This is a genomic window from Variovorax sp. S12S4 (assembly GCF_023195515.1).
In the GTDB taxonomy this organism is placed as follows: Bacteria; Pseudomonadota; Gammaproteobacteria; order Burkholderiales; family Burkholderiaceae_C; genus Variovorax.
The window spans coordinates 1,648,629-1,666,922 of the sequence record NZ_JALPKR020000002.1; the positions used below are offsets into that span (position 1 = coordinate 1,648,629).

Annotated in this window: 15 protein-coding genes; 6 read left to right on the forward strand and 9 right to left on the reverse strand. The window is 65.6% G+C overall.

Annotation, left to right across the window (positions count from 1 at the left end):
• Positions 1-30: 30 nt before the first annotated feature.
• The 6 genes from M0765_RS08405 to M0765_RS08430 all read right to left on the reverse strand — a co-directional run bounded on the left by M0765_RS08405 (position 31) and on the right by M0765_RS08430 (position 7,541).
• The gene (locus M0765_RS08405) at positions 31-1,383 is read right to left on the reverse strand and encodes an esterase-like activity of phytase family protein (protein WP_258503078.1); all 1,353 of its coding nucleotides are present in this window, start codon (positions 1,381-1,383) and stop codon (positions 31-33) included.
• A gap of 138 nt (positions 1,384-1,521) precedes the next feature.
• Positions 1,522-3,132 (reverse strand): FAD-dependent oxidoreductase, encoded by a 1,611-nt coding sequence (locus tag M0765_RS08410; protein ID WP_258503080.1) that lies wholly within the window; start codon positions 3,130-3,132, stop codon positions 1,522-1,524.
• Positions 3,133-3,139: 7 nt separating this feature from the next.
• Complete coding sequence (locus tag M0765_RS08415; RefSeq protein ID WP_258503082.1) at positions 3,140-4,690, reverse strand: polyamine aminopropyltransferase; 1,551 nt, start codon at positions 4,688-4,690, stop codon at positions 3,140-3,142.
• A 16-nt stretch (positions 4,691-4,706) separates the two neighbouring features.
• Positions 4,707-4,925 (reverse strand): DUF350 domain-containing protein, encoded by a 219-nt coding sequence (locus M0765_RS08420; RefSeq protein ID WP_015868006.1) that lies wholly within the window; start codon positions 4,923-4,925, stop codon positions 4,707-4,709.
• A 57-nt stretch (positions 4,926-4,982) separates the two neighbouring features.
• The gene (locus tag M0765_RS08425; RefSeq protein ID WP_258503084.1) at positions 4,983-6,482 is read right to left on the reverse strand and encodes a DUF4178 domain-containing protein; all 1,500 of its coding nucleotides are present in this window, start codon (positions 6,480-6,482) and stop codon (positions 4,983-4,985) included.
• Between the two features lie 9 nt (positions 6,483-6,491).
• Positions 6,492-7,541, reverse strand: coding sequence for an SPFH domain-containing protein (locus M0765_RS08430; protein ID WP_157616494.1), 1,050 nt, complete (start codon positions 7,539-7,541; stop codon positions 6,492-6,494).
• A gap of 167 nt (positions 7,542-7,708) precedes the next feature.
• On the opposite strand from M0765_RS08430, the gene M0765_RS08435 reads away from it, so the two are divergent.
• The 4 genes from M0765_RS08435 (at position 7,709) to M0765_RS08450 (ending at position 11,340) form a co-directional block, all read left to right on the forward strand.
• A complete protein-coding gene (locus M0765_RS08435) occupies positions 7,709-10,051 on the forward strand; it encodes an NADP-dependent malic enzyme (RefSeq protein WP_258503086.1) in 2,343 nt (780 codons plus the stop codon).
• Between the two features lie 181 nt (positions 10,052-10,232).
• The gene (locus M0765_RS08440; RefSeq protein WP_258503087.1) at positions 10,233-10,643 is read left to right on the forward strand and encodes a ribonuclease domain-containing protein; all 411 of its coding nucleotides are present in this window, start codon (positions 10,233-10,235) and stop codon (positions 10,641-10,643) included.
• 50 nt (positions 10,644-10,693) lie between these two features.
• Entirely contained in the window at positions 10,694-11,119 is a 426-nt protein-coding gene (locus M0765_RS08445) for a barstar family protein (RefSeq protein ID WP_086012221.1), read from the forward strand.
• Complete coding sequence (locus M0765_RS08450) at positions 11,098-11,340, forward strand: hypothetical protein (protein WP_200934360.1); 243 nt, start codon at positions 11,098-11,100, stop codon at positions 11,338-11,340. Before M0765_RS08445 ends, M0765_RS08450 begins: the two co-directional genes overlap by 22 nt.
• Before the next feature lie 47 nt (positions 11,341-11,387).
• Here M0765_RS08450 and rsmA read toward each other — a convergent pair whose 3' ends face one another.
• The 3 genes from rsmA to M0765_RS08465 are packed head-to-tail and all read right to left on the reverse strand — an operon-like array spanning position 11,388 to position 16,161.
• Positions 11,388-12,158 (reverse strand): 16S rRNA (adenine(1518)-N(6)/adenine(1519)-N(6))-dimethyltransferase RsmA, encoded by a 771-nt coding sequence (rsmA, locus tag M0765_RS08455; RefSeq protein WP_258503088.1) that lies wholly within the window; start codon positions 12,156-12,158, stop codon positions 11,388-11,390.
• Positions 12,158-13,561 carry a peptidylprolyl isomerase gene (locus tag M0765_RS08460; protein WP_258503089.1) on the reverse strand — a complete coding sequence of 468 codons (1,404 nt, stop codon included), beginning with the start codon at positions 13,559-13,561 and terminating at the stop codon, positions 12,158-12,160. The genes rsmA and M0765_RS08460 overlap by 1 nt, the downstream gene beginning before the upstream one ends.
• A gap of 17 nt (positions 13,562-13,578) precedes the next feature.
• Positions 13,579-16,161 carry an LPS-assembly protein LptD gene (locus M0765_RS08465; protein WP_258503091.1) on the reverse strand — a complete coding sequence of 861 codons (2,583 nt, stop codon included), beginning with the start codon at positions 16,159-16,161 and terminating at the stop codon, positions 13,579-13,581.
• Between the two features lie 235 nt (positions 16,162-16,396).
• On the opposite strand from M0765_RS08465, the gene M0765_RS08470 reads away from it, so the two are divergent.
• Complete coding sequence (locus M0765_RS08470; RefSeq protein WP_258503092.1) at positions 16,397-17,491, forward strand: aminoglycoside phosphotransferase family protein; 1,095 nt, start codon at positions 16,397-16,399, stop codon at positions 17,489-17,491.
• Positions 17,492-18,226, forward strand: a complete 735-nt coding sequence (locus tag M0765_RS08475; protein WP_258503094.1) for a 16S rRNA (uracil(1498)-N(3))-methyltransferase — start codon at positions 17,492-17,494, stop codon at positions 18,224-18,226.
• Positions 18,227-18,294 lie beyond the last annotated feature (68 nt).

An 18,294-nucleotide genomic window follows, 5' to 3' on the forward strand; every position in this document is an offset into this window, starting at 1 on the left:
CCCGATTATCGAGACCGCGGCAGACTCAGGCTACTTGGCCTGCAGCAACGCCCCCGCTTCAAGCAGCACCAGCTCGTTGTCGTCGGCCTTGTTCGGCTCGCGGCTGCTGGAGAACGGCAGGTTGTTGTCGTTGCCGACCACGATGTGCGTGGCGTCCACCACGTCGACGTTCTCGATGGTGAAGAACGGGAACTTGAGCACGCCGTTGTTCAGCGGCTTGCGCGCGAGCTTGGCCGGGTCGGCGATGTTCAGCAGATCGATGTAGCCGATCTTGCGCACCGCGCCGCCCACGTTGGCGTCGTTCAGCTCGACCTTGTAGACGCGCTTGAACTTGGCGATGTCGTGGAAGCAGTCGGTGCGCTTCTGGCCTTCGGGGCAGGCCTTGTCGCTGGTGCCTTCGCCGTTGTCGCGCTCGATGATGAGGCCCGTGGTGCCATCGATCATGTTGAAGTCGCCGATGGCATGGCCGTTGGCCTCGAGCACGTAGTGCCAGTGGCGGCCCGTCCACGTTTCGGAGGCCACGTCGAACTCCAGCACGCGCAATGCTTCCTTGCCGTCCTGTTTTTCGTAGTCCTTGGTCTCCGCGTTCCACACCGGGCCTTCGAGCAGCGCATAGAGCTTGCTGCCGTCTTTCGACGCGGCCATACCTTCGAAGCCCTTGGAGCGCTTGACCTGGAAATCGACCGCGCCACCCGGTGCCCCCGGCGTGGTGACCGAGGGATGGTCCGGCGAGCGAACGGCCCTGCCGCCCACCAGCGTGTCGAACACCGCGAGCACCTTGCCCTTCAGGTCGGCCTTGATCAGGAAGGGACCGAACTCATCGCCGATCCACATCGCACCGCCGGCAAACTGCAGGCTCTCGGGATCGAAGTCGGACCCCGTGAGGTAGCGCTGCTTCGTGCCTTCATGAACGATGCGGAAGGGCACCTTCTTGTCGGGGTCATGCAGGAAAACGGTGTCGAGGCGGTTGAACTTGCCGCTCTTGAAGTCCACCTTGTAGTGGTTCAGGTAGAGCATGAAGTCGGGCGAATTGGCCTTGGCGCCCGCACCGTTGTCGGTAAGGATCCAGAACGAGCCGTCGTCCATCTTCTTGATGCCCGAATGGCCCTGCAGCGGCTGGCCCTTGAAGGGCACCGAAACGCCCGTGCCGCGCCCGCCCGAGAGACCCTCCACAGTGCCCAGCGCCTCCACGCGCTTGCCCGAGGTGAACTTGCCGCTCACTTGCAGATCGGCCGGCGCGTCCTTGGGCGCGGCAACGAAGCTCTGCGCGGGCAGCACGGCATGGCCGGCGAGCGTGACCGGAAAAACGGTCTGTGCGGCGGCGTTGCCGCAAGCAAATGCGCCGGCAAGGGCGACGAAGGAGAGAGAAGCGATGCGCGTCATGAGAGCAAGAAGAAAGGTTTCAATCGAAACGGGAGACCATGCCGATTGCGCGTGACGCGGCCATGACATGCAGCGTTCAGAACTGGAGCGAAGGCTTGTTCGCCAGAAGCCGGGACACGGCCAGTGCGGCGAGGATCGTCACGCGGCGACCATGCCCGCAACGTGCCCACGCGTAAACGCTTCTTCAAAGATGGAGTAGCCCGACCAGTCCGCATGCGCGAACGAGAGACGCCCGGCGGCAACGTGGCCGCGGTGCGCAGTACCCATGCGCGCCAGCAGGCCCGGCGTTGGAATGGCCATGGCGTGGCCGTAGCGGGTGATCTCGACGCGCGTGGCCAGTTCCGGCAGGTCCGGGTGAGGCACCGAGAGTTCGGTAAGCAAGTCGTCGCGCCATCCGGTCCAGGGGCGGTCCTGCAACAGGCGGCGTCCGTCCACCGAGTCGTAGCTGCTCGGCCCGAGGGGGCGGTACCAGCTGATGACGGTGCCGCGCGGCGTAGGGTCGAGCGTCTGGTGGCGCGCGTCGACGTACCCCAGGCCGCGTGTGCCGTACACGACGTTGTCCCAGCTCGCCGCTGCGCCGGGACGATCGGCAAACGGGCCGCTCAGGTGCACGTTGGCGACCAGCCAGGGCGCATAGCGCACGTGCGCGACGGCATTGCGCAGCACCTCCGGCGCGTTCTCGACGATGCGGGCGGCGATGAACACCGGCAGCGCGACGATGCAGCGCTCGGCCTGCCAGCGCACCAGCGATTTTGTTTCGGCGTCCCAGGCGTCGACCTCCACGCCCCCGCGCAGATCGGCGATGCGCGTGACGACCTGCCCCGTATGCAACCGGTCACCCAGGGGCTCGGCGAGCCGCTTGGTGAGCCAGCCGTTGCCCTCGGGCCAGGTGAGCACGCCGTCGCGTTCGGGGTTCGAATCCGCACCGACGCCCGACGAGCCCGGCGCATGAAACCCGTGCCGGCTTGCGAAATAGTGGATGCCGGCCCAGGCCGAAACATGGGCGATGCCGGCGCCGTAATCGTCGCGGCAGCAGTAGTCGAGGTACCAGCGCAGTTGCGGATCGCTGAAGCCTTCGCTGTCGAGCCAGCGCTCGAACGGAACGGCGTCAAGCGCGAGCAGCTCGGGGGTTGCCGCCACCTTGAGCGTGGGAATGGCGAAATGCGCCGCGTGCTGCAACGCATCGATTCGTTGCGCGAACTTGCGGTACTGCGCATGGGTGCTCTCGCCGACGTCGTGCACGGGCAGGAGGCCGTCTTGCCACTCGCCGCGAAAGAACAGGCGCTCCTGCGGGCTGTGGCAAAGGTTGCGTTCGTCGTATTCCCAGCGACCGGCCACGCGGCGGCGCAGGCCCAGTTCCTCCAGCAGGTCTTGCACCTCGCGGGCGTTGTCGTCGGGCACCGGCAGGTAATGCGCGCCCAGCGGGCAGGCAATGCCGTTGACCATGCCGGCACGGGAGTTGCCGCCGGCCGTGTCTTCGAGTTCGAGCAGGGCGAAGTCTTCGATGCCCGAAAGCCGCAAGGCGCGCGCCGCGGCAAGGCCTGCAACGCCACCTCCGGCGATGACCACGCGCGTGCGCTTCACGGTTGCAGGGGCCTGGCTCTTGAGCGCGCCGTCGCGCATGGCGTGGCCTCGCGCCATGTCGATGCCGGTGAAGCCGCCTTCGATGATTGGCTGCGGCGCCTCGCAGCCCGCGAGGGCAAAGGCGCCCGCCGCACCCACTGCACCGAGAAAATCGCGCCGCCGCATGCCGGGGCTAGTGCGTCATGACCTTGCCCCACTCTTGTTCGTAAGTGGTGACGAGGGTCTGGTTCGACAGGCGGTTGACCTCCGCCGGCACACGCGCCATGTCGAGTGGAAAGTCGAACATCAACGGCAATGTCGAAGGTGCCAGGAAACGCAGTCCGGAGGGCAGCGCATCCGGCATGCGGTACGGGCGGCGGCTGGCGATGATGTAGCCCCACTCGCCGAAGCTCGGTACATGCGCGTGATACGGCGTCGCCTTCAGGCCGACCGACTCGATGGTGGTTGCCACGGTCCAGTAGCTCTTGCGCGCCACCAGCGGCGATGTGGTCTGGATGACCGCATAGCCGCTCGCGGAAAGACGCTTTTCCAGCAGCGAATAGAAGCTGTTGGTGTAGAGCTTGCCGATGGCAAAGTTGGTCGGGTCGGGAAAGTCCACCACGATGACGTCGAACATGTCTCCGGGTTGCTGCAGCCACTGGAAGGCGTCGGTGTTGACGACCTTCACCTTGGGTGACGACAGCGCATGTCCGTTGAGCGCAGCCAGCGTTTCATGCCCGGCAAAAAGCTGGGTCATGTTCGGATCGAGCTCCACCAGCGTGACCGATTCGACCGACGGGTACTTGAGAATCTCGCGCACCGCCATGCCGTCGCCACCGCCGAGCACCGCCACCATCTTCGGTGCGCCGTGCGCGGCCATCGCCGGATGAACGAGCGCCTCGTGGTAGCGGTATTCGTCGCGCTCGGCGAACTGCAGGTTGCCGTTCAGGAACAGTCGGTGCCCGAGTTGCCCGCGCGTGACCACGATGCGCTGATAGGGCGAACTGGCGCTGAACACGATGTGGTCCTGGTAGAACTTGTCTTCGGCCAGCGTGGTGATGTGGTCGGCCCACACAAAGGCGCCAAGCAGCGCCGCGAGCGCAAGAAAGCAAGCCACCGCGTGGGCACCCATGCGGCGCAGTTCATGGCGAAACAGCCATAGCGCCCACACGGCCACGGCCGCGTTCATGAAGCCGAACAGGAGCCCCGTGCGGATCATGCCGAGCTGCGGCACCAGGATGAGCGGAAAAGCCACCGACACGGCCAGCGCACCGAGATAGTCGAAGGTGAGCACCTGCGACACCAGGTTCTTGAGCTGGATGTTGCGCTTGAGGATGCGCATCACGAGCGGTATCTCGAGCCCCACCAGCGTGCCCACCACCATCACCAGGCCGTAGAGCAGCAGGCGGAAGGCGCCGGGCACGTACGCGTTGGCCAGGAAAAGAATGGCCGGCAGTGCGCCGCCGATGAGCGCAACCAGCAGTTCGATGCGAAGGAAATGCGCGGGCAGCTGCCGCTCGAAATAGCGCGAGAGCCACGAGCCGACGCCCATGGCGAAGAGATAGGTGCCGATGATGGTGCTGAACTGCAGCACCGAGTCGCCGAGCAGGTAGGAGCTCAGCGCGGCCGCGGTCAGTTCATAGACCAGGCCGCAGGCGGCCACCACGAACACGCTGGCGAGCAGCGCAATTTCAACGGGCTGCGGCCCCTTGGCCGGCGACGCCGGACTGACAGGAGCGTCCACGGAAGCCAAGCAAGCGCTAATGGATTGCCGCGGCCACGATGACGCAGATGCCCAGGCTCATGGCCGCGACCACCAGCCCCAGCGCGACGTTCTGCTTCTCGACGATCTCGCCCCACAAATCGTAGGGCGTGAGCTTGTCGATGATCAGGAAGCACAGCCAGAAGATCAGCACGCCAAGCAGCGCATACACGAGCGATCCGAGGACCACGCCCGGTTTCAGCCATTCAAATCCCATGGGGACCTCCAGTCGTAGTAGCAGTAGTGAGAGAAGACATCGCGAGAAACTCCGCCGTCATTTGTGGCCGCCGCCGCTCGAATAGCCGCCGTACGAGCCGCCCGTGCTGCGCGAGCTCGAACAGTTTTGCACGCTCGGGTCGCAGCGCGACGAGCAGGTGCTCAGGATGATGAGCAGAACGATGACGATGATCACGATGAAGATGATCGTGCCGCAGCCCATGCCCGACGCAGCGCTGACGGGCAGTGCGTCGCCGCGCACGAACATGTCCTTCTTGTCGTCGAGCTTGAACGCGGCGGACACCGCGCCGCTGTCGAGCTTGCTGCCCGATGACCACGTCAGTTCGTTGGCCGAGCGCTCCATCGACAGCAGCGCATTGCCGCTGGCGAAGTCGCGGTTGAAGGTTTTCTGTCCGCGCTCGACCTGCCAGTAGAACTCGCCCGCCACATAGGTGGTTTCGGCGTTGTAGGCGTATTGCTGGGTGTAGCGCTTGCCAAGATAGCTGGCGCTGCTGCCGTTCTCGGCCATGACGGGCGCGCCGGTGGTCGGCTTGACCATGCTCCAGCCGTCTTCGGCGTCGACCAGGAAGCTGAAGCCGCGCTTCTTGTTGTACAGCAGGTACTCGCTCCAGCCGAAGTGCTCGTCGTCGCCCGGCTCGGTGCCCATGCGGTGCTGGAAGCCCACCACCTGCCACTGTGCGCCCTGCAGCTGGCCCACGCTGCCGATGGCGATGAGCGGGCGAACGGGTTCGTTCTGCTCCGCGTGCTTCAGCTCGCCGCCAATGCCTTGCGACAGGTCGATGATGCTGTCGCACGAGCCGCAGGTGATGCTCTTGCTGTCGGCCAGGTTGACGGTAACGGGCGCGCCGCAATTGGGGCAGTTGAAGGCGCGGCCTTTTTCGTCCTTGGCGGATTCGTCGCGCAGGCCGCTGAGCTGCAGGTCTTCGAGCTGTACCGAGCGGCCCAGGTACGCGCCCGGAGGCTGCGTGCTGTAGTCGAGACTGAGCACCAGCCCGTTGCCGCTGCGCAGCTCGACCATGGGGAACGAGCGGCCCAGTTCCGGCAGATGCGAGAGCTCGCCCTGGGCGGAAAGCAGCGCCACCTGTTCGTTCGACGAAACGGTGTAGCTCTGGCCGTTGAACGCGCTGGTGGCGCCCACGCGCAGGTCGGTGGGCGGCGGCGCGACGCGCTGCAGTTCGAACGGCAGCGCAAAGACATAGGCGCCGTTGTCCTCGCTCAGGACGCCGGCTCGGCCGTCGTCGAGAGCGGCAATCCATTCGGTCCAGCGCCCGCCAGGGTGGCTGTATTGCAGCCGCCCGACGATGGTGAACGGCTGGTCCTGGATGCGGCCGGCTGCAAGCAGCTGCAGCGGACTGAAATCGTCGAACAGCTCGGCCATCTTGCCGATGCGCGCGAGCGTGTCGCCCTGGCGCACGACGGTGCTCTGGCAATACGGGCACACCGCATGCGTCGATTGCGCGGAACGGAATTCGACCGGTGCGCCGCAGCCAGGGCAGGGCGCACGGTAGGCGCGCTGGGCGCCTGGTTGCTCAGCCATTGCCGGTGCTTAGACCAGCTTCTTGAGCAGCTCCGCCTTCTTGGCGTCGAACTCTTCCTGCGTGAGGATGCCCTTGGTCTTGAGCTCGCCGAGCTTTTCGAGCGTGGTCATGACGTCGTTCGGGCTCACCACGGCAACAGCAGGCTGCTGCTGGGTTGCCGCAGCCTGCGCCGCTGCGTTGGGGCTCAGGCCCTGCGCGAGGTTTTGCGCCAGCACCTGGCCGAGCGCCACGCCGGCACCCAGGCCCATGGCGTCGCCCGCAATGCCGCCGCCGTTGGCAGCGCCCTCGGCAAACTTGGGAATGGCTTGCGCGGTCTGGTATTGCATGAACTTGCCCATGTCGTTGCCGACCATGCCCATGCCGATCTTCTGGTCGAGGATCTTCTGCAGCTCTTCGGGCAGCGAGACGTTCTGGACCGTGATGTTCTCGAGCTTGATGCCGATCTTCTCGAACTCGGGCACCAGCTGCGCGGCCAGCGCCTGCGCAAACTGGATTTGGTTGGCCGCAAGGTCGAGAAAGGGCACGCCGCTGGAGGCAATGGCGTTGCTGATGTTCTGCAGCACCAGGCCGCGCAGCTGGCCGTCGAGGTCCGCCACGCTGTAGATGTCGCGCGTGCCGGAAATCTCGGTGTGGAACAGCTTGGCGTCGCCAATGCGGAACGAGTAGTTGCCGAAGGCGCGCAGGCGCACGGCGCCGAAGTCCTTGTCGCGGATGGTGATGGGCTGCGGCGTGCCCCACTTCTGGTCGACCTGCTGGCGCGTGCTGAAGAAGTACACGTCGCTCTTGAAAGGGGATTCGAAGAGCTTGTCCCAGTTCTTGAGGTACGTGAGCACGGGCAGCGTCTGCGTCGTGAGCTTGTACATGCCGGGACCGAACACGTCGGCCACCTGGCCTTCGTTGACGAACACGGCCACCTGCGACTCGCGCACGGTGAGCGAGGCGCCGTTCTGGATTTCCATCTCGGCCATGGGGAAACGCCAGGCCAACGTGCCATCGCCAGTCTCGGTCCACTGGATGATGTCGATGAACTGTTTCTTGATGAAATCCATCAGGGCCATGGCCGCTCCTCGTCGAATTTTTTTACAGACTGCGCATATTGCCACATCGCCTTGACAGGCCGGCGTGCTTTCGGCAAGGCCCATGCCCCGCCATGCGGCCTATGGCGTCATGGGCCGAGGTCTACAATCGGCGCCCCCAGAAGAAGCGCCACCAGGAGCAACGGCACATGTCCGATTCGACGAACTCATCGACCCCTACGCCCGAAGACAAGCGCGCCGAGTTGCGGCGCGCCGCCCTCGAGTACCACGAGCTTCCGGTGCCGGGCAAGATTGCCATCGCCGCGACCAAGCAGATGGTGAACCAGCGCGACCTGTCGCTGGCCTATTCGCCCGGCGTGGCCGCGCCCTGCGAGGAAATCGTCAAGGACCCGGCCAACGCCTTCAAGTACACGGCGCGCGGCAACCTGGTGGCGGTGATCACCAACGGCACCGCCGTGCTGGGCCTCGGCGACATCGGCCCGCTGGCGGCCAAGCCGGTGATGGAAGGCAAGGGCGTGCTTTTCAAGAAGTTCGCCGGCGTGGACGTGTTCGACATCGAGATCGACGAAAAGGACCCGGCCAAGCTGGTCGAGGTGATCGCCGCGCTGGAGCCGACCTTCGGCGCCATCAACCTCGAAGACATCAAGGCCCCCGACTGCTTCTACGTCGAGCGCGAGCTGCGCAAGCGCATGAAGATCCCGGTGTTCCACGACGACCAGCACGGCACGGCCATTACGGTGGCTGCGGCCATGCTCAACGGCCTGAAAGTGGCGGGCAAGGACATCACCCAGGTCAAGCTGGTCACCTCCGGCGCGGGCGCCGCGGCGCTGGCCTGCCTGAACCTGCTGCTCAAGGTGGGCCTGAAGCGCGAGAACGTGTTCGTGACCGACCTGGCCGGCGTGGTCTACGAAGGCCGCGAAGAGCTCATGGACGACGACAAGCGCCAGTACATGCAGAAGACCTCGGCGCGCTCGCTCGCCGAGGTGATCGAAGGTGCCGACGTGTTCCTGGGCCTGTCGGCCGGCGGCGTGCTCAAGCCCGCCATGGTGGCCAAGATGGCGCCCCGCCCGGTGATCTTTGCGCTGGCCAACCCGAACCCCGAGATCTCGCCTGAAGACGCCCACGCGGTGCGCCCCGACGTGATCATGGCCACGGGCCGCACCGACTACCCGAACCAGGTCAACAACGTCCTGTGCTTCCCGTACATCTTCCGCGGCGCGCTCGACTCGGGCGCCACCACCATCACCGACGAGATGGAAATTGCCGCGGTGCACGCCATTGCCGACCTGGCCCAGGCCGAGCAGAGCGAGCGCGTGGCTGCCGCCTACGTCGGCGAAAAGCTGTCTTTCGGCCCTGAATACCTCATTCCGAAGCCGTTCGATCCGCGCCTGATGATGAAGATCGCTCCGGCGGTGGCCAAGGCTGCGGCGGAGAGCGGCGTGGCCACGCGCCCCATCAAGGACATGGACGCCTACCGCGACCGCCTGCAGAGCTTCGTCTATGCCTCGGGCACCACCATGAAGCCAATCTTCGACGCCGCCAAGCGGGCGCAGAAGAAGCGCGTGGCGTACTGCGAGGGCGAGGAAGAGCGCGTCCTGCGCGCCGCGCAGATCGTGGTGGACGAAGGCATTGCGCGCCCCACGCTGATCGGCCGCCCGGCCATCATTGCGCAGCGCATCGAGAAGTTCGGCCTGCGCCTGAAGGAAGAGCTGGACTACGACATCGTCAACGTCGAGCAGGACCACCGCTACCGCGACTTCTGGCAGACCTACCACCGCATGACGGAGCGCAAGGGCCAGACGGTGCAAACCGCCAAGATCGAGATGCGCCGCCGCCTGACGCTGATCGGCGCCATGCTGCTGCACAAGGACGAGGTCGACGGCATGATCTGCGGCACCTGGGGCACCACGCTGATCCACCTGCACTACATCGACCAGGTGATCGGCAAGCGCCCCGGCGGCTGCGAAAGCACCCCGCAGGACGTGCCGGTGTACGCCTGCATGAACGGCCTGCTGCTGCCCGACCGCCAGGTGTTCCTGGTCGACACCCACGTCAACTACGACCCCTCGCCCGAGGAGCTGGCCGAAATCACGACCATGGCGGCCGAGGAAATGATGCGCTTCGGCCTCAAGCCCAAGGCCGCGCTGTTGTCGCATTCCAACTTCGGCACCAGCAACGAGCCCAGCGCGGTCAAGATGCGCAAGACGCTCGACCTGCTGCGCGTACAGGCGCCCTGGCTCGAAGTGGACGGCGAAATGCACGGCGACGTGGCGCTCGACAGCAAGCAGCGCGCGGTCGTCATGCCGCACAGCGCGCTCGCGGGCGACGCCAATCTGTTGGTTTTTCCGAACATCGATGCAGCCAATATTTCTTACAACCTGCTCAAGACCGCGGCAGGCGGAAATATCGCCATCGGCCCGGTGCTGCTCGGTGCTGCCAAACCTGTGCATATTCTCACGGCCAGCGCAACTGTTCGGCGCATCGTGAACATGACAGCTTTGACTGTCGCTGACGCAAACGCGGAGCGATAGGCCCTCTGGCGAGAGTGGCTGCCCACTTAAACAGCCGCTCCCCGCCCCTTCGCACTGCTCAAACTTTGGGCAGTCGCTTGCTATTTTCGCCAGCGTGGTGCACACTCGCGGGCTTGAATTTGCGGGTTAACCCCAGGTTTGCCCGCCAATTCGGAACCCCGCTCTTTTCTTGTGGTGCCCCATGGCGGCTTACGCCTCGATCACGTCCTCTGTCACTAAGTTTGCGCTCACCGGCTTTGTGCTGGCGGCGTTGGCGACGGGGGCCGAGGCCCGCGAGTGGTTCGGCACCGGAAAGCCCGCCCAGGAATCGATCGCACTGTCCGAATTGCCGGTTCAGGGCCAGCGAACCTACGAAGCCATCCTGAGTGGCGGCCCCTTCCGATACGAAAAGGACGGCACTGTATTTGGCAATCGCGAGCGTCTTTTGCCGCCGGCGCGGCGCGGTCATTACCGCGAGTACACGGTGGCAACACCCGGCTCGCGCGATCGCGGTGCGCGGCGCATTGTCTGCGGCGGTGAACAGCGCACGACACCCGAGGCCTGCTGGTATACGGCAGACCACTACGCGAGTTTCAGACGGATTGCACCATGAGCGATGACAACGACTTGAGCGGCGCCCCGAAGCGCCCCGAAGAAATGATGATGACTATGGAAAGACCAGCGGAGATGACCTTATCCCTTCGTGCCGTACGCCCGAACATCGTGCAATCGATTCGTGCGTTCCGCGTGAACGACCTGCAGGAAGCCGCCAATGCAGCGGGCCAGCACTTCCTGTACGCCAACCTGGGCAATGCCCAGACCAAGCAGGACGTTCTCGACCTCATCGCGCAGCAGTTCACCTTTCCGGCGCACTTCGGCAAGAATTTCGACGCGCTGTACGACTGCATGACCGACCCGTTGCATAAATCGGGCCCGCAGCCCGGTTTCGTCATCGTGCTCGAGCAGATTCCGGCCAACGCCAAGTTCGACAAGGAAGCACGCGAGCAACTGCTCGACATCTTCCGCGACGCCTCCGACTACTGGGGAGACCGGAAAGTCCCGTTCCGGTGCTTCTATTCTTTTCTGTAGCCCGTTCTGCACACACCAGCCAAGCAGAACGGGCGAACGAGGCTCAGCCGAACGGCGCAGCACTCGATGGCATCGAAATCAACGGCGGCACAGCTGCCGCGGCAACCGGCACCGAGCCGGAAGGCGAAAAAATGCCGACCGATAAACTGGTCGACGTTTCTCCGCTTGCATTGCGCATGAGCAGCCCGTTCAATGCGGGTTACTGGCTGGCGGCGGCTTAAAGCCCTCGCCCCCGTCGCAATAAAAAAGCCCGTTTCGACGGGCTTTTTTATTTGGGCTCGGGAGGGACGGCCTGCGCCAAGGCCACGTATTCGGCCACTGGCACTTCCTCGGCCCGGCGCTGGGCGTCGAATTCGCCCGCAAATCCATGCTCTTCGAGCCACCTGCCCAGGGTATGCCGCATGATCTTGCGGCGCTGGCTGAAGGCGACCTGCACGATCTCACCGAGCCGCGCGGCATCGACGGCCGGCGGCTGCGCCAGCGGCACCATCCGCACCACAGCGCTGTCGACCCGCGGCGGCGGATCGAAGCTCTCCGGCGGCACGAACAGCACGTTTTCCATCTCGTAGCGCCACTGCAGCATCACGCTCAGGCGGCTGTAGTCAGAAGTGGCGGGCTTGGCGACCATGCGGTCGATCACTTCCTTCTGCAGCATGAAATGCTGGTCGGCAATCAGGTGGGCGAAGCCTAGCAGATGAAACAGGATGGGCGTCGAGATGTTGTAGGGCAGGTTGCCGACCACGCGCAGCGGCGTCGGAAACCGGGCGGCCAGCTCGGCGAAATCGACCTTGAGCACGTCCGACTCGATCACATCGAGCTGCGGATGGTCCCGCAGGCGCTTGGCCAGGTCGCGGTCGAGCTCGACCACCGTCAGGCGCCCGAGCCGTTCGACCAACGGCTGCGTGAGCGCCGCCAGCCCCGGACCGATCTCGACCATGGCATCGCCGGGCTGCGGTGCGATCTCGTGCACGATCGCATCGATGATGCCGCCGTCGGACAGGAAATGCTGCCCGAACCGCTTCCTGGCGATATGTGCCATCAGGACTGCGGCGCCTCGCGGTACTCGACGTAGGCGCGCGCGCGCACTTCCTGCACCCAGGTGGTGAAGGCTTCCTCGACCCGCTGCTCGCGCAGCACCGCGCGTGCGGCTTCACGCTGCTCGGCCTGAGTGAGCTTGGATTCGCGGCGGCCGACGACCTGGATCAGGTGGACGCCGAATCGGGACACCACGGGGTCGCTGATCTGGCCAGGTGCCAGACGGTCCATGGCTTCTTCGAATTCAGGCACGAACTGGCCCGGGCGCGACCAGCCGAGGTCGCCGCCTTCCTTGGCGCTCGCGTCCTGCGAGTTGTCGCGCGCCAGACCGGCAAAGTCGGCCGAGCCGGCTTGCACGCGGCGCTTGAACTCGGCCAGCTGCGCAACGGCCTGCGCGGTGGTGCGCTTGGGATCATTGAGCAGCAGGATATGGCGCACCTGGGTTTGCGTAACGGTCGCGTCTGTGGCGCCCAGCTGGGCCTTGGCCAGCACCTTCAGCACATGAAAGCCCGCGCCCGAGCGGATGGGGCCCGCAATGCCGTTGACGGGCACCGACTGGGTCGCTTCGACGAACAGCGTCGGATAGCGGTCGGCGGTGCGCATGCCGATGGCGCCGCCGTTGGCGCGATCGGGCGAATCGGAGTTTTCCTGCACCAGCTTGGCAAAGTCTTCGCCCGAGCGAGCGCGCTGCGCGAGCCCCTGCGCCTTCTGCTGCAGCGTGGCAACCTGCGCATCGGTGGCGTTCTCGGGTACGGCGACCAGCAGCTGCGCGAGATTGATGTTCTGCAGGGCCGCGGCCTTGGTGGGCGAGTTGCGCTGGTCGCGCAGGTATTCGTCGGCTTCGGAATCGCTGACCTTGACCTTCGATTCGACTTCGCGGTCGCGCAGGCGCGTGAGCAGCAACTGGTCGCGCAGGTCGTTGCGGAACTGGCGAGGCGTGATGCCTTCGGCCGCGACACGGCGGCGCAGTTCTTCGAGGCTGAGCTCGTTCTGGCGTGCCACGGTTTGCTCGGCCTGGTCGATCGCCACGTCGTCCACCTTGATGCCGTTTTCCTTCGCCAGCTGGAGCTGCGCGCGCTCGGAGATCAGGCGCTCGAGCACCAGGCGTGTGAGTTCAGCGCGGGGCACGCGCTCGGCCTCCGGGTTTTCGCGGACCAGGCGCGTGACGCGCGTCTGCACCTCGGTGTTGGTGATGGGCTCGGAATTGACCAACGCAACGATGTACTCGGCCGATCGCTGCACGGGCGCCGCAGCGGGAGGAGCACTGCGCTGCACCGGCGGTGCAAGGCGCGGCCCCGCGCGCATGATGTCCGTGATGCCGCCGCCGGAACGCAGGCCCTGCGCGCCCGACGTTGCGGCCAGCGCCGCAAGGCAGCTCAGGGTAAGGATGGAACGGATGTGTTTCATGGCGTTGCTCAATCGTCTCAGTCGTAATTGGTGAAGCGGCTCGGCGCCTCGGTGGGCTCGCGAAGGGGCTGGTAGCGCTGGATGTTTTGCCGCAGGGCCTGCATGGGACTCGATCCGATGCTGGAAAATCCGACGAATTCGAGCTGGAACATGATGCGGGTGTTGGCCGTCACCTGCCCGGTGGTCACGCGCTGCAGCACCACGCGGCCGATCCAGCAGCAGCCGTCGTACTCGAAACCGAGCACGCCGTCCGTGAGTTTCTTGTCCTGCAGGCTGTAGTTGAGCCGGCCAACCGCATACCAGCGGCCGCCACCCTGGCCCTTGCCCGGACCGAGGTCCTTGCCCTTGTCGCCCCACAGGTCGTTGAGCGGCCATTGCCAGCCCACGTCGATCGACTTGTTGCCGTCGGTGGCGGTCGGGGTACTGGGCGCCTGGTAGCGGAATGCGGCGCTGAGGTTGTGATACGGCTCGGGGTTGTAGCGCGCGCTGATGGCCGAGCGCGTGGACCTTTGCGTGTCGGGGTTGTACTGCACGACGGTGTCCAGGCTCCACTTGGGCGTCCAGTTGATCTGCGCGCCCACCAGCAGGTCGCTCGCGCGGTCGGTGACCGGCACGCCGCCCGGCAGCGTGACCTTCTGGTCGCTGAAGCGCAGCCGCTGCGCAATGCCGAAGCGCGCCGCCTCGACGCCGGTGGCGGGGTCGATCAGGCGGGACGTCACGCCGAGCGTGAGCGTGTTGGTGTCGGAGATGCGGTCGTTGCCCGAGAACGCATTCTCGGTATAGATGGTTGCAAAGCTGAAATCGTTGGCCGCCGAATCGTAGTTCGGCAGCATGCTCTGGTTGCGGTACGGCGTATAGACGTAGTACGCACGCGGTTCCAGCGTCTGACGGAAGGCACGGCCGAAGTAGTTGGCGTCGCGCTCGAAGATCAGGCCGCTGTCGAGGCTGAAGGTCGGTACCGTCCGGCTGCTCGACGTCGGGAGGAAATACAGCGAACTCGGGTTGTAGGGCACACCGTTGACGTACGTGATTCCGTTGACCGTGAGCTTCGGAATGTCCGCCTGCGGCAGGTAGTAGTTGTACGACGTCGCGTGCAGTTGCAGCTTCGGAATGACAAAGGAACTCGGCGTGATGAACGGACGGCTGATGGTTGCCTGCGCGAAGGCGCGGTCCCCATCGGGCTGCGACTGCTGGTTGACGTCGAAGCCGGGCTGGCCGCTCAGGATGCTGTTGACCCGGAAGCGCGTGTAGTCGAGGTTCAGCCCCACATCGAAGCCGTGCCAGTCGTACTTGGCGTAGTTCGCGGTGATCTGCGGCATCCGGTCGTAGGACGGCACGATCGGCGAGAGGTTGTATTGCAGCGTCTGGTAGCGCGTGGTGCGCAGAATGCCGCTCCAGTCGTCCTTGGCCCAGTTGAGCGACGCTTCGTTCGGCAGCTGGCGCTGCGCCAGCGTGGGCGTGCGCGTGAAGTCGCGCCAGTAGTCGTCGTCGCTGACCCGGTTGATGTTGATGTTGGCCGACAGCGAATCCAGGCCCAGCGCCTTGGCGTTGAACTCCTGGCGATGGGTGCCCCAGATACCCCAGCGCTTGCTGCTGTTGGGCGCTGAGGTCAGGTCCTTGGCCTGGATTTCTCCGTTGGCCAGCTGCTGGAGCTGGCTGGCGCGCAGCTCGTTGTAGCGCTGGCCCACCAGGCGGTCGCTGCCCATGAAGTCGAGGCGGATGGTGCCGTTGTATTCCTTCTCGAGGTAGCGGAATTCCGAACCCAGATTGAGCCCGCGCTTGCTCATCAGCGTGGGCGTGAAGGTGGCATCCCGGTTGGGTGCGATGTTCCAGTAGTACGGCTGCGAAATCTCGATGCCGTTGGTGTTGTCGATGCCGACCGTGGGCGGCAAGAGGCCGCTCTTGCGCTCGCTCGACAGCGGAAAGCTCACGCTCGGGAGCGGCGGCGTGCTGATGCCCATGAAGCTCAGCCGCGCATCGGTGGCCACGCCGATGTTTTCCTCGGTGTCGGTGGTCATCGTGGCCGCGGTCAGCAGCCAGGCGGGCATCCAGCCCGGGTAGTCTTCACGGCGGCAGGTGGTGTAGGTGGCGCTGCGGGCCACTGACACGCTGCTGTCGACGAAATCGATGCGCTGCGCCTCGCCGTGCCCGCCGGTGGCAAGAAAGCTGTAGCGCACGTTGTTGAAGAAGCCCTCGAAGGTCTCGAGCTTGAGTTCGAGCTCGGGGCCTTCGTACACGTTGCCGGCCTGGTTCACCCGCACGTTGCCGCGCGCCTTGGCGCGGTCGTCGGGCTGGTAGTACTCGAGCCGGTCGGCGGTGATGGCGACTTCGCCGCGCCGCAAGGTGGCGTTGCCCTCGACCACGGTTTCGAGGTCCTGGCGGCCCGACAGGCGATCCCCGGTGATCAGGCTCGGCAGCTGGCTGCGCTCCGCGGGGGGCAGTGTTTCAGTCAGTTGCGGCGTGCGCTTGAGCACCAGCGGGCCGTCGAGGCCGCCCGCCGGCTGCGCGGAGGCGCCGTGCGCGTGCAGCAGCGCCAGCGACAGCAACGCCAACGGCAGCGGCGGGCCGGAACGCCGCAAGGCAGCAGCACGTCGGCTCATCAAGCCTCCCGCCGCATCGTTCCGGAGAAGGACCGCAGTCTCCCCAAGGAGGGCTGCGAGTGCACAAGGTGCCAAACGTGGGAGCTTTGGATCGTAGGCATCGGTCAGGAACGAAGAGATCGTCGGGAGGACGGCGCGGCAGGCCGGCAGGTTGCAGGGGCCGGCGGCAACTCTGTTCGACCAGGGAGGACCGCAGGAGTTGCCGCGCCAGGCGGATTTGTAGAATCGATTATCCATGACAGCACCCCCGTCCCCGGCCACCGAGCCCGCACCCCCTGCCAACCCCATTCTCTGGGCCGATCCGCAGCGCGCCGCGGTGTTCGAAGGCTGGCTGGCCGGCATTGCCGCCGCGCACCGCCTGCTGCCCGGCACCGTTCGCCTCGCTTCGGCCGATGCGAGCTTTCGGCGCTACTTCCGCGTCGACGCCGCGGAGGCCGCCGGCACCCGCATCGTGATGGATGCGCCGCCCGACAAGGAGAACAGCGAGCCGTTCGTGCAGGTCGCCCGCCTGATGGCCGAAGCCGGCGTCACGGCGCCGCGGATGCTCGAATGGGACCGGCCGAACGGTTTTCTATTGCTCGACGATCTCGGCCACCAGACCATGCTCGACGTGATCGACCCGGCCAAGCCCGATGCGAGTCGGCCGCTCTACGACCAGGCGATCGACGCGCTGATCCGCTGGCAACTGGCGTCCAGGCCGGGCGTGCTGCCGCCGTACGACAGGGCGTTGCTCGAGCGGGAACTGGCGCTTTTTCCCGAGTGGTACATCGGCCGCCATCGCGGCATTGCCGTCGAGGGCCAACTCAAGGAGCGGCTCGATCGCAGCTTCAAGCTCATCGTCGAGAGCAACCTGGCCTCGCCAAGCGTTTATGTGCACCGCGACTTCATGCCGCGCAATCTGATGGTCCGCAATGATGCAGACCTCGGCGTGCTCGACTTCCAAGATGCGGTCTACGGCCCCATCACCTACGACATCGCCAGCCTGATGCGCGACGCCTTCCTGAGCTGGGATGAAGAATTCGTGCTCGACATCACCATCCGCTACTGGGAGGCCGCCCGCAGGGCCAAGCTGCCGGTCGATGCGGATTTCGGCGCCTTCTATCGCTCGGTCGAATGGATGGGGCTGCAGCGCCATCTCAAGGTGGCCGGCATCTTTGCCCGCCTGACGCTGCGGGACGGCAAGCCGCGCTACCTGGCCGACACGCCGCGCTTCATCGCCTACATCCGCTCCACGGCCAGCCGCTACATGGAGCTGACCCCGCTGCTGCGCGTGATCGACGAAATCGAAGGCAGCTCGGCCATCACCGGCTTTGCCTACGGCAGGGTCTAGATGCCCCGTTTTCACTGCCCGGTGCCGCTGGCCGCCGGCGTCACCCTAGCGCTGCCGCCCGGCGCCGCGCGCCACGTGCAGGTGCTGCGGATGCAACCCGGCGATGAACTCACGCTGTTCAACGGTTCCGGCGGCGAATACGCGGCCACGGTCGAGCGCATGGGGCGCAGCGACGTTTCCGTCACGGTCGGCGTCCACACGCCGGCGGAGCGCGAAGCTGCGCGCGCGGTGCATCTCGCGGTCGGCATGCCGGCCAACGAACGCATGGACTGGCTGGTCGAAAAGGCCACCGAACTGGGCGTGGCCAGCATCCAGCCCCTGGCGACCGCCCACGGCGTGCTGCGCCTTTCGGGCGAGCGTGCCGAGAAGAAGAGGGCGCATTGGGAAGCGATTGCCATTGCGGCGTGCGAGCAGTGCGGCCGCAACCGCGTGCCGGTGATTCATCCAGTGCGGTCTTTCTCGAGCTCCTCGGCGTGGATCGACGCAGCGGCAGGCAAAGAGGCGCTGCGCCTCATCCTGAGCCTTGCCGAAGGCACGCGCCGCCTGGCCGACGCCATTGAGTCGGCTCCGGCCGATCGAAGCGTGCTGGTGCTGAGCGGTCCCGAAGGCGGCCTGAGCGCCGCCGAAGAGCAAGAAGCACTCGCGTGCGGCTTTGCGCCGGTCACGCTCGGACCCCGCGTGCTGCGCGCCGAAACCGCCGCACTCGCCGCGCTCGTGTCGCTAGCCGGAAACTAGGCCGGCCCGCGGGGTTGCAAGTTGCGGAACAATGCTTGCTTCACCCATTCATCACAACCAGAGAAGGA